Raw genomic sequence first — 20,730 nt, forward strand, 5'->3', positions numbered from 1 at the left:
ACTTGTTGTGATATTATGCTAAATTATTAGAGGGTTTTTATATCCACACTACGAGGTTGACATCTAAAGGAGGATTTTTTTCTTGGATTGGCAGGATATCCTATTTAAGTTTGTAGGCGGCTTGGGCATTTTTCTGTTCGGCATCAAGTATATGTCGGACGGACTGCAGAAGTCAGCAGGAGACAAAATGCGCGGGTTGCTGGAGAAATACACGTCCAACCCGGTGCTGGGCGTGCTGGTCGGTGTCGGTGTCACGATTCTGATTCAATCCTCATCAGGAACGACCGTGATGGCGATCGGACTGGTCAATGCGGGACTGATGACACTTCGACAAGCCATAGGCGTTATTATGGGCGCCAACATTGGCACAACCATGACTGCATTTATCGTGGGGATCAAAATTGAAGAATATGCACTGCCCATTATTGCGGTAGGAGCGTTCTTTTTATTTTTCTTTAACAAGAAAAGATTCCAATATATTGGCCAAGTGATTTTTGGCTTTGGTACCCTGTTCCTGGGGTTGTCGACTATGGGCAGTGGGGTGAAGCCGCTTAGTCAGCTTCCTGCCTTCACGGATTTTATGATCCAGCTAAAGGACCAACCGATCCTGGCTCTTATTGTTGGTACTTTGTTCACGGTGATTGTGCAAAGCTCAAGCGCGACCATTGGTATATTGCAGACGATTGCAGACGAAGGCATGATCAGCCTGCAAGGATCGCTACCGATCCTGTTTGGCGATAACATCGGGACCACCATTACGGCAGTGCTTGCTTCGATTGGCGCAACAGTCGCCGCAAAGCGAACAGCCTTGGTGCACGTCATCTTTAACGTCATCGGTGCCATTATCTTCATGATTCTGCTGATTCCCGTGCATTCTCTGGTGGCGTGGCTGGGTGAAGGCGTTAATATCCGTATGCAAATCGCGTACGCTCACGGCATCTTCAATACGACCAATGCCCTGATCTTCCTGCCTCTAATTCCGGCGCTGGCATGGTTCGTAACCAAGATCATTCCGGGCAAATTGCAGGAAATTGAATTCAAGGCGATCTATCTGGATGAGCGTTTACTGGCAACGCCGGCGGTTGCTTTTGGACAAGCCCAGCATGAAATATTGCGTATGGGGCAATATGCTCGCGAGACACTCAATGATGCATCTACCTTCTTTTTTACCAAGGAATCTCGGGTAGGGGAACTCGCCCTGCAGAAGGAAGAGCTTATCAACGAATTGAATCGGAAGATTACGGATTATATGGTGAAAATCCAGCAGCAGAACGGATTGCCGGAAGGGGAGTCCGAAAAAGCCTCCGGTTGGTTCCAACTGGTGAACGATATTGAGCGGATCGGCGATCACGCGGAAAATATCGTGGAGCTCTCCGAATTCAGCATCAATAAAAAGGTTGAGTTCTCAGAGGAAGCCGGGCGTGAGTTGAAGGAAATGTTATCCCTGGCTGATAAGGCAGTGGAACGGGCGCTGACTGCGTTAGAGCATAATGACGTGGCCGCGGCTCAAGAGGTGCTGGACTATGAGCGGCAATTAGACGAGATGGAAGTTAGGTTCCGCAAGAGTCATATCCAGCGGTTGAACCAGAATCTGTGCACAGGGAACTCTGGAGCGGTCTATCTCGATATTCTGAGCAACTTGGAACGTGTCGGAGACCACAGTAAGAACATCGCTCAGTTCGTCATGCACGAGGAGTAAGCTTAATCGATATGGATTCCATAGAAACAGCGCTGGCCAAGCCAGTCCTTAGAACTCAGGGACAGGGCATGCCAGCGCTGTTTGTTATAGGATAAAGTACTTCATCCTTATTCCCAGTAACGGGACATAATGTCCGTAGCCCATTCGGGCTGCTTGGTCTGCGTCTTCGGCAAAAACTCCTCCATGACAGGTTTGATATCAACGACGGGAGTCCCGTCTATGGCATCCAGCCCTTTTACGAAAACGGACCTGCCCTCTCTGCTTACCAACTCCACCATGGTGGCTCCTAATCTGTTGGGCCGGTTCTTGCCCCGCTGGGCGAAGATACCGACCTTGGGAAAGCTCGGATTATTTCGCGGATGTCTCGCCGCGTACTGGATGCTGTCGTCCTGGACGAGATGGAATACATAGATGATTTCAAGGTGGCTGAACGTTTCAATCCCATCCAGGGAGCTTTCATCCCACGCTTCGCCCAGCTTGATCTCCGAGATGACATCCCCCCAGTAATCATCCTGAATCGCCTTTCTTTCGTTATGGACCATTCCGATCGCCTGTATCGTATACATGCATTAACCTCCTTCAGGTTATCGTTCCTTCATATAAACTTCCGGCGTTTTACCGATCACCGCTTTAAAATCCCGGATAAAATGCGACTGGTCGTAATAGCCCATGTCCATGGCCAATTGCAGTACATCCTGTTGATCAAGGCCTTCAAGCATTTCGGCGGCATTTTGCAGCCGGTACAGGCGGATCACCCACTTAGGGCTTACCCCGACGTACTGCTTGAACAGGCGCTGAAGTGATCTCGGGCTCATCTGGAACCATTCGCTAACCTGCTCGACCCGGATGATGTCCCGGTTGTGATGAATGTGATCGATGATGGTATGAATCCGTTCGATTTCTTCGTCTTCTTCGGGGAGAACACGGCGGATAAGCTCCTCTATGTACCTGACTTTTTGCTCCGGTTCTTCTGCGGTCAATAGCTGCTGTTCCAGCGCATGGGGGTCGACTCGGAGAATCTCCATGGTCCCTATGGAGGAATCCGTCAGACGGTCCATGGATGTGTTCACGAACGGATAGAATCCGCCGGGTCTGAACTTGATTCCGAATACTTGGCCCCTCCCCTCCAGACGGTGGGAATGCCTGGTGCTGGATACGCCGTAAAAAGCGGTTCGATGAGGCTGAACGACCAAGTTTACGCAAGGATTAGGAACAACATCCTGCAGATGAGGCTCCTGGCCGGTTAAATCCCAATGAATGATCCAGTAATGCTTGATGAAATAGGAAAGGTCGCTGGATGGGGGAACTCGCAGGAGCTGGAACTTCTCTCCGGCCCTTTTCATGTTCAAAATGCCAAGGCTGGACTGATGAGGATGCTGAATCATGGATATAAACACCTCCAATTATCCGTAACAGGCTGGATCGATAGACCACTGATCACTGGCCTCATACGGGACTTGTGCTTGAAATGATTTGAAGTGATTCCATAGGTTGCAGCCTGTCGCATTTTTACAATACTTGGATCACAGCTGCTTGATAACATCATCATATCACAGGAGGACAAGTCGGTCTTCCTGCGCATTTTATAGAGGGTAGGAGGAAGCTGCATGGAGCCGTTGCAATATGAGTTCTATATCGGTGCTTCGCCGGAGAAGGTATGGGATGTCTTAATTTCGCCGGAGGGTACGCGGGCCACCTTTTTCGGGAGCGAACTGAGATCTTCATTTGAAGTCGGGGAGCCTTATGCTTATGTGGGTCCGGGGAATGACGGGGAGGAGACGGTTCATGTCTATGGGAAGGTTCTGGCTTATGAGCCGCAGAAGACACTGAGTCTGTCCGAGCATCCGGGGCCGTCGTATTATGCCAATCATGAGGAGCTGGAGTCTCGGATTACATTCACTCTCGAGCCGGTAGGGAACTGTACCAAGCTGACGCTCGTCAATGATCAATACACGCCAAATCACCCGTCCCGTGCCAAGGCAGCGGACGGCTGGTGGATGACCATGAGCATTCTTAAGACCTATGCGGAGACGGGGGAAACCCTGGATTTAGGCTGGTAGCCACATGGTGAATAATCGCATATGGCCGACAGCATCCAAGCATCCGGCTGGACTGTACCGTACGCATGATGTATGGAATCGTTATATGCCCAAGAAAGAAAGTCGATTAAAGAGCCGTAATGGCTCTTTTTTTGCGGGGGTTTATAGAGGCAGGCAGCAGGCGTATAAGTCGTTAATTCCTTCACCGTGTGTTTTTATAGGAGGTTTGGAGTCTGAGCAGTCAGAAGCCTATTTACGGTGTGTACCAGCAGATGGATAGATTGTACCAATAAGGGAAACTCTATACCTAAAAAGGAAGGGAGGTCCAAGGGTGAGCTGGATCATGATTTTGAAGGCGGTGGGAATTATTGTTGCCGGAACCATCCTATTCCGGATCGGCGGCAGGAAATCCATCTCACAGATGACCATTACGCAGGTTGTCATTATGATCGGGATTGGTTCATTGCTCGTACAGCCTCTAAGCGGTCAGGGCTATTGGGTTACGATCGGGGTTGCTACCGTCCTCATTCTCTCTATGGTTATTATGGAGTACATCGAGTATAAGGCTGACGGGCTGGAGACGTTAATCTCCGGTAAATCGGTGGTGGTCATTGAACACGGCAAACTTCATGAGGCCAACCTCGACAAGCTGAGACTCACGGTGGATAAGCTGGAGATGAGGCTAAGACAGGCGGGAATCGCCAATATTTCGGACGTGGAGTGGGCTACGCTGGAGGTCAGCGGAAATCTGGGATACTCTTTGAAGAGCCATAAGCAACCGGCTACAAAAGAGGATATTAACCAGCTTATGGCGCTCATTCGCCAGATTGTACCTGTCCCTGCCACACCTCAATCGGAGACCAGCTCCACTGCCAGCCTCTTCTCTGAAATCAAGAACGGCCATCAGTCGAAAGTGCCGGAGAAATGGCAGTAATTAGAACTGGAATGAAATGACGAATCGGTTGAGAACCAAAAGTGGGAGTTGCTTCGCTTTTGGTTCTTTCACTTGCCAAATTTCCGATAGCGGGTATGATTTAGGTATCCATGCCGGTTTGCCGATAAGCGGCTTCCCGGCAATGGGAAAGATGGGAGTGAATGAAACATGACGGAGCGGAGGCAACTCTCTGTCCAGCAAATTCGTATCGGTATTATCGGAACCCAGACGATCGTTGATAAAATTATGAAGATCATTGAAACCTTTCCTTCCTTTGACCCCGTACCGCTTGTTTTTCAGGATGATGGCGAAGCGCCGGCACTGGCTGAGCGGATCGGAGGCGAGGTTGAGGTGTTGTTCCTCTCGGATCCGCTGACCCAGCGCAAGGTGAAAGAGCTCGGACAGTTCTCGATCCCTGTCCATTATGTCCCCGTCACGGACGCGGGTTTATATAAAGCGTTGTTCCATGCCGGGCAGCGGGGAAGACTGGCTGGCGGCATATCGGTGGATACTTTAACCGAGACGATGGTGGTCCGGACGATAAGGGATCTGGGTATCCCGGCCGTACAGGCCGCCATTTACGATGGACCGGCTTATGCCCCGAAGGAGAACCTGATTGCTTTTCACCGTCTACAATATGAATCTGGCGCGTGCTCCGTTGCGTTCACGGGTGTGGAAGCGGTGGCCCATGAGCTGACGAGGCTCGGGGTCCCTAATGAGTGGCTGCTGCCTTCCGATCAGGATATCGTGGTATCGCTGGAGCGGGCTTTGCTGTCTACGGCATCCCGCCGCAGCAGGGAAGGCCAGATCGTGGTCGGGATGATTAATATAGATGATTTTGGAACTCAGGCGTTAAGACGGAATAATGAGCATGAGGTGCAGAAGCTGAAGCTGGACATTCACCGGATGGTGCTCGATTATGTGGAATCGCTGGACGGCTATCTGACCCATCTGGGCGGGGACGAGTATTTGTTCTTCACGACACGCGGCATCTTTGAACGGGAAACCGGCGGCTATAAAACGATCCCCTTGGCTAAAGACGTAAATAAAACCTACGGTATTTCGCTCAGCATCGGCATGGGCTTTGGCCAGTCGGCCAGCACGGCGGGAACCAATGCGCGAATCGCGATGCGGAAATCCAAGGAGGTGGGCGGCAACGCCTGCTTTATCGTGCGTGAGGATGGCACGCTGATCGGACCGCTGGAGATGTCCGACCCTGTGCAGGAGGTGCTGTCCTTTACGGATGCAGGGCTGATCAAGCGGGCAGAGGACGCAGGGATGACGAGCGCCTACTTGAGCAAGCTGCTGAACCAGCGTGCTCGTTCGGGTAAATATGAATACAAGGTCCATGAGCTCGCTTACCTGCTGGACATTACCGTCCGCAGTGCACATCGGCTGCTCCAATTGTGGACCGACAACGACTTGGTTGAGATAGCCGGAATCGAGAAGGTGCCGAGGGGAAGGCCAAGGCAGATATTCAGATTCACGTTTTTGGAGTAGCGTTGTGAAATAACTTTGGGAACACTGGCGCCTCTTCCGTTATGCGACGGAGGAGGCGCCTTTCCGGTATGGTCCCGCTTGGAGAGTTTTTTTAGCGCGTCTGCAACCTTCCAGATGATGGAACCGTTAGTAGATAAAATGGAATATATTTGTCTACAGGGGGTTGAAGTATGGGAAAGCGGGGTTCATGGATTGCTGCTTTGATGCTTATCGTATTGCTAGTCAGCGGCTGCTCATCGGGTTCTCAAGACAAAAGCGCCGGAGGTGCCGCGCCCGTCGAAAAGCAAGTAACATCGACGGATCAATCCTCAAACAAAACAGATGGAGGTGCGGCGAAAGCCGAAAGCGAAACGGCGGATAAGAGCAAGAACAGCGCCGAGGAGCCGGCATCGGCGGATGCGGAGCTTCCGAATATGCCATCGCCTGCCCAGACTTCCGGCGCAGGGTTTAACCCGCAGGATTTGTCAAGCGGCCTTAACCAAAAGCTGATGTACAAAGCGAATATCGTGATGGAGATTCAGGACTATGGAAAAGCGCAGTCGGAAGTCCGGAACACAGTGACGCTTTCCGGCGGTTATATTGTTAATTTCAGCGAAACCCAGTCCAGCAGCGAAAAAGGCGGCACGTTTATTGTGAAAGTTCCTGCGAACGGTTTCTCCTCCTTTATAGACCGTTTGGAGAACATAGCGCATGAAAGCTTGCAGCGAAGCATCGAAGGGCAGGACGTGACTGAGGAATACATCGATTTGGAATCCAGGCTCAAGGCCAAGCAAATCATGGAGGAGCAGTACGTCGCCTTCATGAAAAAAGCGACCAAAACGACCGATCTTGTCGCTTTTGCCAACGAGCTGGAGCGCATTCAATCCGAAATCGAGCAGATGAAAGGCCGGATGCGTTACATTGACCAAAACGTGTCTTACTCCACGGTAGAAATCAGGCTTTACGAGTCGCCCCAAAAAAAGGATGATCCCAAAGCGTCCACCATTCAAGCGCCGCTCGGACAGCGGGTTTCCCAAGCTTTTCAGGGCAGCATCGATGTGATCACCATCATCATCCAATGGGTTATCGTTATCCTTTCCGGCTCGCTTCCCTTATTGGTCATCGCGGCCTTCGTTCTGCTCATCCTATGGCTGGTGCGAAGATCGGGGCAGCGGAAACGGGAAGAGGCAGCCCGAATACGAAAGCTGCTCAATAACGGACCGACATCTGAGCAAGGGCATCCGGAAGGCGACAAGGACGAGGAAAAACGATTGAAAGACGAGTAACGGCAGGAGCAGATTCGAATACGTCAAAGAACGATCATAAAATCCAGAGGAAGGGCAAGGCAAATCTTCAGAACCACCTTTCTGGAATAGGATATCAAATATGTATTATAATGGAGTGCGAGGTGATCGTGATGAATAAAACGAAGGTCAAATTTACCCGCGTTGAGAAAATTGTCATCTTCACGATGCTGGGGCTGGCAGCCTCCTTTATCATTGCCTTCCTCGTGCTTCGACACATCGTGCTGAACGTTTCGTTTGCTCCCTGAGACCAGGGAGCTTTTTTTTAGAGATAAGAAAGTATAAACATCCGAGGCTTAGCATCTTTATCTCGCAAGAAAAACTTCCTCTAAACTCGGTCTGTCTACCTATTTAAAGACGATTTAAAGATTTGTCTTTATATCAATTGGGGCCGTATGATGAAGAAGAATCATCAATCGGAGGAGGAGATTGTTCATGTTAACCGTTGCAGAATTAGAAGCGAAGCTGGCGGAGCCTTCAGCACAGCTTGTTGCCGATCTGGCATCTTTGGAGGGGGATATTCTTGTGCTGGGCGTCGGCGGGAAAATGGGTCCCAGCCTTGCAAGGCTGGCGGCCAACGCCGTTCGGGAAGGCGGTGGCGGCAAACGGATCATCGGCGTATCGCGGTTCTCGAACCAGGAGGCTAGACGTGAGCTGGAGGAGGCGGGCGTTCAGACGATTTCGTGCGACCTGCTGAACGATGGGGAACTGCAGCAACTGCCCGAGGCTCCAAATGTGATCTACATGGCGGGCAATAAATTCGGCACGACCGGCCGTGAATATTTTACATGGGCGATGAACTCGTACTTGCCGGGCCGGGTGGCCGAGAAATTTAAGCAATCCAGAATGGTCGTATTTTCATCAGGAAATGTGTACCCGTTCTCGCCGGTGGGCAGCGGCGGAGTCAACGAATCGGTAGCGCCGGAGCCGGTCGGAGAGTATGCGCAGTCCTGTCTCGGCAGAGAGCGCGTCTTTGAATATTTCTCCCACCAGAATGGTACGCCGATGGCGATTTACCGCCTGAATTATGCCATCGACATGCGGTACGGCGTTCTGCATGAGCTGGCCAGATCGATCCACGAGGACCGGCCGATTCACCTGGCGATGGGGCATGCGAATATCATATGGCAAGGAGATGCCAACGAGATGGCGCTCCGTTCGCTCCTGCACTGCAGCTCTCCTCCGGAAACTATCAACATTACCGGACCGGAGACGATGTCGATCCGCTGGGCGGCACAGGAATTGGCGGCACGGATGGGCAAGGAAGTGACCTTTACGGGTACGGAATCCGAGACCGCGCTCCTGAACAATGCTGCGAAATCCCACCAGCTGTTCGGTTATCCGAAGGTGACTCTGCTGCAGATGCTGGACTGGACCGCAGCATGGGTGCAATCGGGCGGCGAGAGCTGGAATAAGCCGACTCACTTCCAAGAGAGAAAGGGGAAATTCTAATGAGCGGACAGGTTCCTGCAACTCAACGTTTAGCCCCCGAGAAGCTTAAAGCTCTGCATGAAGGGCTTGTCATACCGGCTCACCCGCTTGCTTTGGATGAGAACCGAAAGCTGGACGAACGACGCCAGCGGGCATTAACGCGCTATTATGCGGCATCCGGTGCGGGCGGTGTTGCCGTCGGCGTTCATTCAACCCAATTCGAGATCCGCGACAAGGGCATCGACTTGTATGAACCCGTGCTGCGACTTGCGGCAGAAGAGGTTCGCAAGGCGGATCTAGATCGGCCGTTCATTATGGTGGCCGGCGTCTGCGGCCCCACGGAGCAGGCTGTAGAGGAAACGGAGATCGCCCGCAAGCTCGGCTATGACGCCGTCCTCCTCAGCATGGGCGGTTTAAGCGGCTGGAGTGAAGAAGACATTCTAAGGCGCACGGAGACGATTGCGCAGAGGATGCCGGTGATCGGGTTCTACCTTCAGCCGTCGGTTGGGGGCAACATCTTCTCCTTCGACTTTTGGCGCGCCTTCGCCGAAATTCCGAATATCGTTGCAATCAAGATGGCTCCCTTCAACCGCTATCAGACGATTGACGTCGTCCGTGCCGTCTGTTATTCGAGCCGCAGAGATGACATTGCGCTCTATACGGGGAATGATGATAATATCGTCAACGATTTGCTGACGACGTATCAATTCCAAGTGGATGGGACGCCGGTCACCAAGCCTATCGTCGGCGGTCTGCTCGGTCATTGGGCGGTCTGGACCAAGAAAGCGGTAGAGCTGCTGGAAGAAATCAAGGAGGCGCGTACAGAGGAGCGATTCGCGAAGGAGTGGCTCACACGCAATGTGGAGATTACCGACTCCAATGCAGCCTTTTTCGATCCCGCACATCAGTTTGCAGGCTGTATTCCGGGCATCCATGAGGTGCTTCGCAGGCAGGGGCTGCTGCAAGGAACATGGTGCCTGAATCCGCATGAAACGCTGTCTCCCGGGCAATCTGAAGAGATTGACAGAGTCTACCGCGATTATCCGCATTTGAACGATGACGAATTTATTCAAGAGCACTTGGAAAGTTGGCTGGCGGACTGATACAATGAGGGCAGAATAGTTGAAAGTGGGGAATCGCGCATGCGGTTTAAAGATGTGTTTTCTATTATTGGGCCCAGTATGGTGGGGCCGTCGAGCTCTCATACCGCTGGGGCCGTGCGGATCGGAAGGGCTGCGCGGCGCATATTTGGAGCATTCCCCGATCAAGCGGAAATTGTGTTCTACGGTTCTTTTGCTGAAACCTACCGCGGCCACGGCACCGATCTGGCTGTCGTAGGCGGATTGCTCGATTTTGCCACGGATGATATGCGTATCCGGAATTCGATCGAGCTTGCGGAGGCGGCAGGCATCGAACTTAATTTCAAAACGGCGCAGAATGTGGCCTTTCACCCGAATACCGTGGAGCTGAGGCTAACGGACGGCGATCATACCGATGTCATTGCAGGCGCTTCCATTGGCGGAGGCAGTGTTGAAATGCTGCGCGTGAACGGTTTCGACGTCAAGTTTACGATGAATTACCCGGTGCTGCTGGTCTTTCATGATGATACGCCGGGCATGGTCGCGCATATCACCCGGCTCCTGGAGGCCGGCGGCGTCAACATTGCTTATATGGACGTGGACCGCAAGGGAAGAGGCGGCGATGCCATGACGGTGGTGGAGTCGGATGAAGCGGTCCCGGCTGAGTTGATGAAGCATATCGAAGGGCTGCCGAGCGTGCATCGCGTCGTCGTTGCGGATTTGACAGTAGAGGAGGCGCAGTCATGAAGTTTTCTACGCTGGAGCAAATCATCGTATGCTGCCGGGAGGACCAGGTTACGATCGGCCAGCTGATGCTGAATGAGCAGATCAAGGAAACCGGCAAGAGTAAGGAAGAGACATTTAAACAAATGGCCGATTATTACGGTATCATGAAGGAAGCGGTGCACCGGGGAATCCATGAACCCGTTCCTTCCAAAAGCGGCTTGACCGGCGGGGATGCCGTGCGCGTCCATCAATATATGAGCAGCGGGGTGCCTGCGCTCGGTACCGACGCTTGCACGGCACTGGCCTACGCCCTGTCCGTGTCCGAAGTGAATGCCTCCATGGGGCGCATCGTGGCCACGCCGACAGCAGGCTCCTGCGGTATTATCCCCGGCGTATTCGTCAGCACGCAGGAGCGCTTCGGCTGGGAAGACGAGCATCTGGTGATGGGGCTGTTCAGCGCAGGCGCGATCGGCTACGTGATCGCCAACAATTCGTTTATTTCCGGTGCGGAGGGCGGCTGTCAAGCCGAAGTGGGCTCAGCCATCGGCATGGCGGCAGGCGCTCTGACAGAGCTGCGGGGCGGTACGCCGGAGCAAGCGGTTCATGCCGTTGGACTTGCACTGAAAAATTCCTTAGGGCTCATCTGCGACCCGGTTGGCGGACTGGTCGAGATTCCTTGCATCGTGCGCAACGGCTTCGGCGCCGTGACCGCGCTGGCGGCATCGGATATGGCGCTTGCCGGAGTACGCAGTGTCATTCCATCGGATGAAGTGATTGACGTGATGCTGGAAGTCGGCACAGCCATGCCGTCCAAGCACAGGGAAACGGCGAAGGGCGGACTTGCACAGACGCCGACAGGCAAAAAAATCCTGAAGGATTTGTACGGCAAGGAAGGCAAGAAATTGCGGGAGAAGGGTGCCAAAGCCAAGAAAGACGAAACGGATGAATGAATTCACTCCCATTTTCTTATAACGCCTAAGGCGTCAGCTTCTCTAATATACGATGAGGAAGAGAAGAAATTTAACATACTCCGTGAGGGATTTCGTTATGAAATTCCTCACTTTTTTTATCTATTTCTACCGCTTTAGCATTTTCCACCTGCCCAAAAAGCCTGATATCATGCGGGTTTTTGGCCTTTTATTCGCTTGATCGAGAAAAAACACCATCTCGCAGAAATACGCTTCTTTACGAATCGTGGAAGCGTTTTTATGATGTGGATGGGTAGAAAAATCCGTACCGGGGATCGGCATCGGCTGCCCGAATGATTTTAGAATATTCCCTGCGCTCAGCTGGGAATCTTCGCCAACAAGGAGGAGTGGTAGGAAGCGACTTGCATCAGCAGCGCAGACTGGATAAGTAAGCAAACATACACAGATGAGTGGAAATGACGGGGGTAGAGTAGCGATCGCACAGATTCAGTCAGCCGCATTCAAAATGATGGATTAAGAGGAGGAACGAACATGACAAATAAGTGGTTTCGCATGGCACTCGTATTTACATTAATCATTTCGATCCTGGCCGCATGCAGCGGAGGAGATAAAGAGGCAGCTCCCGAAGCGGACGGAGACACAGCACCTCCAACGGCACCGGCAGATCCCGATCAATATGGAGATACAGGCGGCCTCGCGCTTCCATTGGTCGATAAACCGACAACGATCAACTGGATGGTCGTTAGCGAGAAAACCAACCTGAACGATTCCTTGCTTGCCAAGGAAATCGAGAAGCGAACCGGAATCAAAGTGAATTTCCAGGCTTATTCCTCGGCTACGTTTCAAGACAAACTGAAAGTAACCGTTGCATCCGGCAAGCTTCCGGACATTATCCATGGGCTGACGCCTCCGGAGCTGAAGAAGATCGGCAAACAGAAAGCGGTTGTTGCCATTAACGAATATCTCGACATGCTGCCGAACTTCAAAAAAATGTATGTGGACGAGAACCCATGGGTCATTCCGTCCTTCGGAGACGAATCCGGAAACATCTATACTTGGCCGGTTGCGAACATTAACCGTGACGTCAACCACGGCTTCCTGTACCGCAAAGATATTTTCGATGAGCTGGGCATCAAGGAATGGACGAATACCGATGAGTTTTACCAGGCTCTGAAAAAGTTGAAGGAAGCCTATCCGGATTCCTATCCTTACGCCTCCAAGACGAAGGAGCACATTTTCCGCGACTGGGCCTTCGGCTGGGGAATCGGTGGAGCCAACTATCCGACGTATTACGACGAGACGGCCAAGGTGTGGAAATACGCTACGATACAGCCAGAGCACAAAGAAATGCTCGATTTCATGAAGAAGCTGTACAACGAGGGACTTCTGGATCCGGAATTCATGACGGACACCGACGATTCCTGGACGGCGAAAATGACGTCAGGCAATAAATCTTTTGTGACCTATGACTGGATCGGACGTTTGGACCTGTTCTACAACCAGGTTAAGGATCAAAACCCGAATTATGATCTGAGATACGGAAATCCGGTTGGACCGACCGGCAACGGCAAGACGATCGAGAGCATCACGAACGGCTTCAGCATCGCGGTAGCAAACAACGACAACAAGGAAGCTGCCCTGAAGCTGCTCGACTACCTGACGAGCCCGTCCGGCGCAACGCTGGTAACGATGGGCGTGGAAGGTGAGACGTTCAAGATGGAAGGCGATAAAGCCGTCTATCCGGAGCTGACCGACGTGCCGCTGGTGGATATCAGCGTGCTGGAGGACCGTTATGGTCTGTGGCTGCAAGGTCTGTATGTCAATTCCGATAAGCGCAGCGTGTACTTCAACTACACGGAGAAGGAGCAGGAGGCTCAGGATAAGCTGCTGAACGGCAATAAATTCGAGCCGCTGGATCCGGTTGTGAACTTTACGGATGACGAAACCGCAACGATTGCGGAAGTCCAAACCTCCCTGAAGAAATTAGCGGATGAATTTAACGCAAAATACATTCTGAACAAAAACTACGGCGATGCCGAGTGGCAGCAATGGCAGGTTCAGGCTGAGAAGCAGGGAGCCAAGCAGCTCGTCGATATTTTCAACGCAGCCCAGAAGAGATTGGATGAAGCCACGAATTAATCTGCAGAAGAAATAGGAGTGATGGCGGCATCCGGGTACCACGCTCGGGTGCTGCTCATCATCTTAAGGAGGGGACACCATGTCAAGTGCAGGGACAGAGACGAATCTCGCCAATCCCCGCGGCGGGCTTGGAAGAAGAATGGTTTCGGCCTTTCAGCATATGAAGCGGGACAGACAGCTGTTGATTTTGTTTATCCCGTGCCTGTTGTTTTATATTATTTTCCGATACGGGCCCCTGTACGGCTTAATCATTGCCTTCAAGGACTACAGCGTATTCACCGGCATCCTGGAGAGTGACTGGGTCGGGCTCAAGCATTTTGAGAAATTTTTCAACAGTCCGGATTTCTGGCTGTTGTTCAAGAATACGCTGCTTCTCGGCGTATACAATCTGATTTTCGGGTTTCCTTTTCCCATCATTCTGGCGATTCTCTTAAACGAGGTCAGAGTGAAATGGTTCAAAAAGTCGGTGCAAACACTCAGCTATCTGCCTTCATTCCTGTCGGTCGTCATTATCAGCAGCATGATCATCGACTTCCTGTCGCCCAATCAGGGGATCATTAACCAGCTTATCGCCGCGCTAGGTTTTGAGAAGACATACTTTCTCATAGAACCGAGCTGGTTTAGAACCATCTATGTTTCCTCGGATATCTGGGCAACCGTCGGTTATGAGGCCATTATCTATATGGCTGCAATCGCAGGGATCAGCCCGTCGCTTTACGAAGCGGCCAAGGTGGATGGTGCCAAAAGACGTCACATGATCTTCAGAATTACGATTCCCGCCATTCTTCCAACGATTATTATCATGTTTGTCTTGAAGACGGGATCGATGCTCCGGATCGGATACGAGAAGGTACTGCTGCTTTATAATCCGATGACCTACGAGGTAGCGGACGTATTCTCGACTTATGTCTACCGGAAAGGTCTTCTGGAGAGCAACTATAGCTATGGCGCAGCCGTGGGCTTGTTCGAAGCCGTGGTTGCCATGATATTGCTGCTGTCCTCCAACTACTTCAGCAAGCGGCTGGGAGGTAGCGGATTATGGTAAACAACAAACGCTTCAGCCTTCGGAATATCTCGTTGTTTGGCATCATCAATACGCTGATTCTGACATGCCTTGCCATTATTACCGTGTACCCTGTCGTGTATATCACCGCCGTTTCCCTCAGTGCGACTTCCGAAGTGGTGCAAGGGAATATCACCTTGTTTCCCAAGGGATTTAATCTGGACGCCTATGCCCAGGTTCTGAATGATGACCGGGTGCCGCGCGCCTACCTGAACACGATTTTTTATACCGCGCTCGGTACGACCATTAACCTGCTGCTTACGGCCGTAGCGGCTTATCCGCTCGCGCGCAAAAACTTTTTCGGACGCAAGTTCTTTCTGCTGGCAATCATCATGACGATGTTCCTGAATCCGGGGATCATTCCGAACTACCTGATCGTATCGGAGCTTGGCTTGCTGGACAGCGTATGGGCGCTCGTGCTTCCGAATGCGATTTGGACCTTTGAACTGTTAATCCTCAAAAGCTTCTACGAGAACATGTCGGAATCTCTGCGCGAGGCAGCCGTTGTTGACGGCGCTTCCGAGTACCGTATTCTGTTCCAGATCGTGCTTCCGCTGTCCAAACCGGCGCTGGCCTCAATCGGATTGTTTTACTTCATGGGACACTGGAACAGCTTCTTTATCCCGCTGATTTATCTGAACGATGCGAATATGTATCCGCTCCAGGTCGTGCTCAGGGATATGCTGATCTTCAGCGAGAACGGCAGCAACCCGAGTCTGGTGGATGCGTCGGCGCTTGCTCCGCAAGCCATGAAGAATGCAACCATCGTGCTGTCGATGATTCCGGTGCTGCTGATCTATCCGTTTGCCCAGAAGTATTTTGCCAAAGGGGTCATGCTTGGTTCCGAGAAGGGATAACGGGGAGGTGACGAGGGCTTTCATGTTGAATATGAAGGGATGACATCCAAGAGAGGTGAATCCGTATGAATCGATTGATCGCCAACAGAGGTTTGCTCCAGATTTTCTTCGCTCTGCAACTGGTCGTCGGCATCATGTTCATATTCAATTACATTGTGTACAAGAATTCCATTACCGGAATTTACGACAAGGTGAGCGAGAACAACCGGATGGTGATCAGAAATATCATTCAGTCGTTTGATACCAGTTTCTCCTCCGTAAACAACCTGATTTTTAATATCCATGCGCTTCCTTCTGACCGGATGCTGATGGAGAACGGCATGCTGGACATGGAGAAAGTCATTTCCTTGCAGGACAGCGTCTCCAGCATTGTGTCCAACGTGGACATCGTGGAGGATGTGGTCATCTCGTTCGACAATCATGATTTGGCCATTACGACGCGCGGAACCAGCAATCTCGACGCCTTGTTTGACAGGCGGTACAAGTCCCAGAAGTTCAACTCGATGTTCTGGAAGACGTTTACCCGATCGGAGCACGAGCTTACCATCTTTCCGGCAGAGGTTTATGCGGATCAGAGCAGCGGATATGGCCGTAATTTGATGATAGCCGTGGACGGCAACAAGGTCAGGATGTCGAACAAAAACCTCATGGTCCTGATCAACGTGAACCGGCTGCTGAAAGGGATCGATTTGAACTCGATGATTCCCGGCGCCTCGCTTATTGTGCTGGATGCGAACCGGAACGTCATCTTGAGCACCGAGAAGGATCTGGATTTGGTAGGTATTCTGAACGACGTATACTTTAACCCGTCGCAGGAAGCTTCCCTCACGCACGACGATTTTGAGTACAATTTCTACAAATCGGACTATAACGGTTTTATATATATCAATAAATTGCCGTACAAGTTTAAAAATATCGATTCCGTCACGAATGCCAATACGTGGATTATGTACGGCGCGATTGCGTTAAACGTCATCTTGTCGGTGCTGCTCAGTATCTATCTGTACCGGCCTGTGAAGAACATTGTGCAGCTGCTCGGAGGCAGTTCTCTGAAAGGGAATGATTTTGTAAAAATCCAGAGCGGCATCATCAAGGTCCAGCGGGAGAATGAATCCCTGAAGAAGCAGATGGACCTGGTGGATGAGGATATTCGCCGCGGCGTGTTTCTGCAAACGCTGGATGGCCATCACCATTCGCGCGAGCAGGAAATGCAGATGCAGAAGCATTACACGCATTTTTTCCAGTGCCGGCATTTCATGATGGCGGCCGTGTATTTGCAGCCTGCCGGCAAGGGAGCGGCCCAGGCGGATTTTGTCCTGGAGGAGTTGACGGCCCAGATTCGAAGCAGCCTGCAGGAACGCTACGAACATGTGGTGGTTTATCATGTGGAAGAGCTGAGATTCCTTGCGCTTATCGGTTTGGATCAGCCGTCGGACCGCAGGCAGCTGGTACGGAAATTCGAAGACTATATCCGCCTGTGCAACCAGGAGTATACGGATATGTTCACGGTGTGGGGCTGCGTTAGCCGGACATATGAGTCCAAGATCAGCAACTGCTGCGAGGCATACCGGAACATTAAGGATGGCCGGTTATACCGGAATGTGAATGCGGACACGGATATGGTCGATACGGAGCAAATCCGCTACGTCCCGGATATTTATTATCCGCTTCAAAAGATTGAGAAGCTGAGCAACTGCATGCTGAGCGGCAAGGTGGACGAAGGACTCCAGATCGTGAGTGACATTGTTCAGCAGAATGCGGACCTTCACATCCATCATCATCAGCTGGTGCACATTGCGAAGAGTATGTTCTTTCTTGTCATGAAGCAGGCGGATTCGCCGTCCGTTGATCGCAATGAGCTGTTTCAGCTGGAGAGTGATTTCATCCGCAAGGTCGATCAAGCCTACACCTATGAAGAGATTCAGAAGGCGCTGATGGAAGTGATGCGCGTGGTGGCCAATACGCGGAACCATGATCCGCGGAGCAAGCTGAATCCCGCCTTCATCTCTCAATATATCGAGCTTCATTATATGGAGAATCTGTATTTGGACCATATGGCTGAAGTGCTGGATACCAGCTCGAAATATTTTTCGAATTATTTCAAGAAGACATTCGGCGTCAATTATGTGGAGTATTTGAACAAGGTCCGATTATCGCACGCCCGTGAATATCTCCGGAACACGGATCTCAGCATTGCCGAAATCGGAGAGAAAACGGGGTATTCGAACTCTTCCACATTTACGACAACGTTTAAGAAGTATAGCGGCGTATCGCCCAGCGAATATCGGAAAGCATCAGGAAAATAAGAGGTGGAGCAGGAGGGTTCATATTGAAGGCTGTTGCCACGATTCATGGAAAAGTGATCGTTGATCAAATCGAGAAGCCGGCTGAATTGCCGGCAGGCCATGTGCGGATTCGTACCGAATACTCGGCGGTCAGCCCGGGCACAGAGATGATTTTTATACGAAGAGCATCGGATCAAAAGGTCATTATGGGTTACAGCGCTGTTGGAATTGTCGAAGGCATGGGAGAAGGCGTGCAAGGGCTAACCGTTGGTCAACGGGTGGCCTGTTACGGAGCCCCTTACGTGCGTCATGCCCAGTGGCTTACGGTGCCTTCCAACCTAACAGCGATGGTTCCGGATGGCGTGGATCCGCAGGAAGCGGCTTTTGCGGGACTGGGAGCGATTGCGATCCATGCCCTGCGGGTGGCGGATCTGCGCTTTGGCGAATCGGCCGTGGTGGTCGGACTTGGCATCCTGGGGCAGATCATTGCCCAGATTGCGCACGCGGCGGCTTGCCCGGTTGCTGGATTTGACCTGAATCCGGAGCGGGTGCAGGGGATGAAGCAGCATATTGCCTATGCTTATGATAACCGGGAGCAGCTTGAGGAGCAGATTCAGGTTATGACGGGCGGACATGGAGCCGACAGCGTCATTCTGTGCGCAAGCGGTCCCGGGGAGGAACTCATCAACTCTTCGATGTCATGGATTCGGGATAAGGGAAAAGTCGTCATTGTCGGCGATTTGTCCATGACTTACGCCCGGGACCGGATGTTTGGCAAGGAGGCGCAGGTGCTCATATCGCGAGCAGGCGGTCCGGGCCGATACGACGCAAGCTATGAACTCAACAATACGGATTACCCGATCGGCTTTGTACGCTGGACGGAAGGCCGAAACATCGCCGAGTATATTCGTCTGTTGGCAGAAGGGAGAATATCGGTTAAACCGCTGATCTCGCATGTGGTCCCCGTGGATGAAGCGGACAAGGCTTATGAGCGGTATGGCCCCGGATCAACGACGCTGGGGACGATATTTAACTACGCAGACAACGCTTGAATGCCGGGAATGGGATTCCCGGCACAGGAATGAGAAGCGGAAACATGATAGCTGTCTTTCCGAGCAGTGATGCGCTGCAGAAAGGCAGCTTTTTGCTTGCGTCGAATCAAATCCGTCAAACTGTTAATTTACAATAATATACAATTCTATTATACTAGTAGTAGATATGAATAATATTTTTTGTTACATGGAGGCAGTTACATATCTAATCTTCTTGGTATTTATATATATAAGCAGCGTTCCTCGTTTCCATCGATTATTGGAAGGGTGGTGGTTGATTCGAAACCGATTTACCAGGCTGTAGTGGTAATGGCTTTCCAATTCGAAAAACAAAGGAGCGAAGCGTGATGAAAGTATTCCGAAATTCGATCATCCGTAAGTCTGCTGTGTTGTTCTGCGCTGTTCTACTGATCTTGCCAGCCGGATTGTCTCTGGCGGCCAACAAGCCGTTTCCCCAGCATACGTCGTATACGAGCGGTTCGATTAAACCGAACAATGTGACGCAGTCAGCCATGGACAATGCGGTCAAGAGCAAATGGAACAGCTGGAAAGGGTCTTTCCTGAAGCCTGCAGCGACAGGGCAATATTACGTAAAATACAATTCGGCGGGCGAGACGGTGTCCGAGGCTCACGGCTACGGGATGCTCTTCACCGTTCTGATGGCGGGATACGACAGTAATGCCCAGTCGTATTTCGACGGACTTTATCGCTACTATAAAGCGCATCCGAGTAATAACAATCCGTATCTGATGGCTTGGAAGCAGAACAGCAGCTTTCAGAATATAGGGGGGGCCAATTCGGCAACGGACGGCGATATGGACATTGCCTACGCACTCCTGCTTGCGGACAAGCAGTGGGGGAGCAGCGGGGCGATCAATTACCTGCAGGCAGCAAAGGATATAATCAATGCCATCATGAGCAATGACGTTAATCAGTCGCAGTGGACGCTGCGCTTAGGCGATTGGGCAACAAGCGGCATCTTCGACACCGCCACGCGGCCATCGGATTTCATGCTGAACCATATGAAGGCGTTCCGTGCGGCTACCGGCGATGCCCGTTGGGATAACGTCATTAACAAAACCTATACCATCATCAACTCCATCTATAACGGCTACAGCTCCAATACCGGCTTGCTTCCGGATTTCGTAGTCATGTCGGGCAGCAATTATCAGCCTGCAGAAGCGGGATTCCTGGAGGGGGCAAATGACGGGAAGTATTATTATAATTCGTCCCGGACCCCTTGGCGGATTACGACCGACTTTCTGATGACGGGCGATACCCGCGCGCTGAATCAATTGAACAAGATGAACACGTTCATTAAATCAGCCACAAGCAGCAATCCCGCCAACATCAAGGCAGGGTATAACCTGAACGGCACCGCGCTGGTGACTTATAACAGCGGGGCGTTCTATGCTCCTTTTGGCGTAAGTGCGATGACTTCTTCCAGCCACCAGAGCTGGCTGAATTCGGTATGGAGTTACACGGCGAATGCATCCGCCGAGGGATATTATGAGGAAAGCATCAAACTGTTCTCGATGATCGTCATGTCAGGTAACTGGTGGACATATTAGCGCATAACGCCCTTTAATTTTATATAAGCATAAAACAAAACCCTGATCCGCATTGGATCAGGGTTTTGTTAGGTCTTTCCTACTAATAATTGATTTGTAGCAATAAATAATAAGAATTTGCATTGATATTTCATACCGAGCAG

At 51.5% G+C, this 20,730-nt stretch carries 18 protein-coding genes; 16 read left to right on the top strand and 2 right to left on the bottom strand.

The features are described 5' to 3' along the window. Positions 1 to 82 precede the first annotated feature (82 nt). Positions 83 to 1,699 (top strand): Na/Pi cotransporter family protein, encoded by a 1,617-nt coding sequence (locus AC0VZ8_RS02690; protein WP_071222264.1) that lies wholly within the window; start codon positions 83 to 85, stop codon positions 1,697 to 1,699. 107 nt (positions 1,700 to 1,806) lie between these two features. Here AC0VZ8_RS02690 and AC0VZ8_RS02695 read toward each other — a convergent pair whose 3' ends face one another. Together AC0VZ8_RS02695 and AC0VZ8_RS02700 are read right to left on the bottom strand one after the other, a co-directional pair. Next, positions 1,807 to 2,265 (bottom strand): SAM-dependent methyltransferase, encoded by a 459-nt coding sequence (locus AC0VZ8_RS02695; protein WP_194540653.1) that lies wholly within the window; start codon positions 2,263 to 2,265, stop codon positions 1,807 to 1,809. Between the two features lie 18 nt (positions 2,266 to 2,283). Next, positions 2,284 to 3,084 carry a DUF6597 domain-containing transcriptional factor gene (locus AC0VZ8_RS02700; RefSeq protein WP_475485979.1) on the bottom strand — a complete coding sequence of 267 codons (801 nt, stop codon included), beginning with the start codon at positions 3,082 to 3,084 and terminating at the stop codon, positions 2,284 to 2,286. Between the two features lie 222 nt (positions 3,085 to 3,306). Between AC0VZ8_RS02700 and AC0VZ8_RS02705 the strand changes: the two genes are divergently transcribed. The 15 genes from AC0VZ8_RS02705 (at position 3,307) to AC0VZ8_RS02775 (ending at position 20,587) form a co-directional block, all read left to right on the top strand. Then, on the top strand, positions 3,307 to 3,759 hold the full coding sequence (locus AC0VZ8_RS02705) for an SRPBCC family protein (RefSeq protein WP_475485980.1): 453 nt from the start codon (positions 3,307 to 3,309) through the stop codon (positions 3,757 to 3,759). A gap of 310 nt (positions 3,760 to 4,069) precedes the next feature. Next, positions 4,070 to 4,672, top strand: coding sequence for a DUF421 domain-containing protein (locus AC0VZ8_RS02710; protein WP_475485981.1), 603 nt, complete (start codon positions 4,070 to 4,072; stop codon positions 4,670 to 4,672). A 168-nt stretch (positions 4,673 to 4,840) separates the two neighbouring features. Next, complete coding sequence (locus AC0VZ8_RS02715; RefSeq protein WP_475485982.1) at positions 4,841 to 6,172, top strand: hypothetical protein; 1,332 nt, start codon at positions 4,841 to 4,843, stop codon at positions 6,170 to 6,172. Positions 6,173 to 6,342: 170 nt separating this feature from the next. Beyond that, positions 6,343 to 7,437 (top strand): DUF4349 domain-containing protein, encoded by a 1,095-nt coding sequence (locus tag AC0VZ8_RS02720; RefSeq protein ID WP_475485983.1) that lies wholly within the window; start codon positions 6,343 to 6,345, stop codon positions 7,435 to 7,437. 131 nt (positions 7,438 to 7,568) lie between these two features. Beyond that, complete coding sequence (locus tag AC0VZ8_RS02725) at positions 7,569 to 7,703, top strand: hypothetical protein (protein ID WP_256720511.1); 135 nt, start codon at positions 7,569 to 7,571, stop codon at positions 7,701 to 7,703. Between the two features lie 187 nt (positions 7,704 to 7,890). Beyond that, positions 7,891 to 8,907 carry an NAD-dependent epimerase/dehydratase family protein gene (locus AC0VZ8_RS02730; RefSeq protein ID WP_071222257.1) on the top strand — a complete coding sequence of 339 codons (1,017 nt, stop codon included), beginning with the start codon at positions 7,891 to 7,893 and terminating at the stop codon, positions 8,905 to 8,907. Then, positions 8,907 to 9,989, top strand: a complete 1,083-nt coding sequence (locus AC0VZ8_RS02735; RefSeq protein WP_475485984.1) for a dihydrodipicolinate synthase family protein — start codon at positions 8,907 to 8,909, stop codon at positions 9,987 to 9,989. Before AC0VZ8_RS02730 ends, AC0VZ8_RS02735 begins: the two co-directional genes overlap by 1 nt. Before the next feature lie 39 nt (positions 9,990 to 10,028). Beyond that, a complete protein-coding gene (gene sdaAB, locus AC0VZ8_RS02740; RefSeq protein WP_071222255.1) occupies positions 10,029 to 10,712 on the top strand; it encodes an L-serine ammonia-lyase, iron-sulfur-dependent subunit beta in 684 nt (227 codons plus the stop codon). Continuing rightward, positions 10,709 to 11,641: an L-serine ammonia-lyase, iron-sulfur-dependent, subunit alpha gene (sdaAA, locus tag AC0VZ8_RS02745; protein ID WP_071222254.1), complete on the top strand. Its 933-nt coding sequence runs from the start codon at positions 10,709 to 10,711 to the stop codon at positions 11,639 to 11,641. The genes sdaAB and sdaAA overlap by 4 nt, the downstream gene beginning before the upstream one ends. A gap of 510 nt (positions 11,642 to 12,151) precedes the next feature. After that, positions 12,152 to 13,759, top strand: a complete 1,608-nt coding sequence (locus tag AC0VZ8_RS02750; RefSeq protein ID WP_475485985.1) for an ABC transporter substrate-binding protein — start codon at positions 12,152 to 12,154, stop codon at positions 13,757 to 13,759. Between the two features lie 79 nt (positions 13,760 to 13,838). Next, the gene (locus tag AC0VZ8_RS02755; protein WP_083397714.1) at positions 13,839 to 14,804 is read left to right on the top strand and encodes an ABC transporter permease; all 966 of its coding nucleotides are present in this window, start codon (positions 13,839 to 13,841) and stop codon (positions 14,802 to 14,804) included. Beyond that, positions 14,798 to 15,679 carry a carbohydrate ABC transporter permease gene (locus tag AC0VZ8_RS02760; protein WP_071222252.1) on the top strand — a complete coding sequence of 294 codons (882 nt, stop codon included), beginning with the start codon at positions 14,798 to 14,800 and terminating at the stop codon, positions 15,677 to 15,679. The genes AC0VZ8_RS02755 and AC0VZ8_RS02760 overlap by 7 nt, the downstream gene beginning before the upstream one ends. Before the next feature lie 65 nt (positions 15,680 to 15,744). Then, positions 15,745 to 17,985, top strand: coding sequence for a helix-turn-helix domain-containing protein (locus AC0VZ8_RS02765; protein WP_475485986.1), 2,241 nt, complete (start codon positions 15,745 to 15,747; stop codon positions 17,983 to 17,985). Positions 17,986 to 18,008: 23 nt separating this feature from the next. Further along, positions 18,009 to 19,016 (top strand): zinc-dependent alcohol dehydrogenase, encoded by a 1,008-nt coding sequence (locus AC0VZ8_RS02770; protein WP_071222250.1) that lies wholly within the window; start codon positions 18,009 to 18,011, stop codon positions 19,014 to 19,016. Between the two features lie 347 nt (positions 19,017 to 19,363). After that, positions 19,364 to 20,587, top strand: coding sequence for a family 8 glycosyl hydrolase (locus AC0VZ8_RS02775; RefSeq protein WP_475485987.1), 1,224 nt, complete (start codon positions 19,364 to 19,366; stop codon positions 20,585 to 20,587). The last annotated feature ends 143 nt before the right edge of the window (positions 20,588 to 20,730 follow it).

It is taken from the genome of Paenibacillus sp. QJM3NY_38 (genome assembly GCF_056173265.1).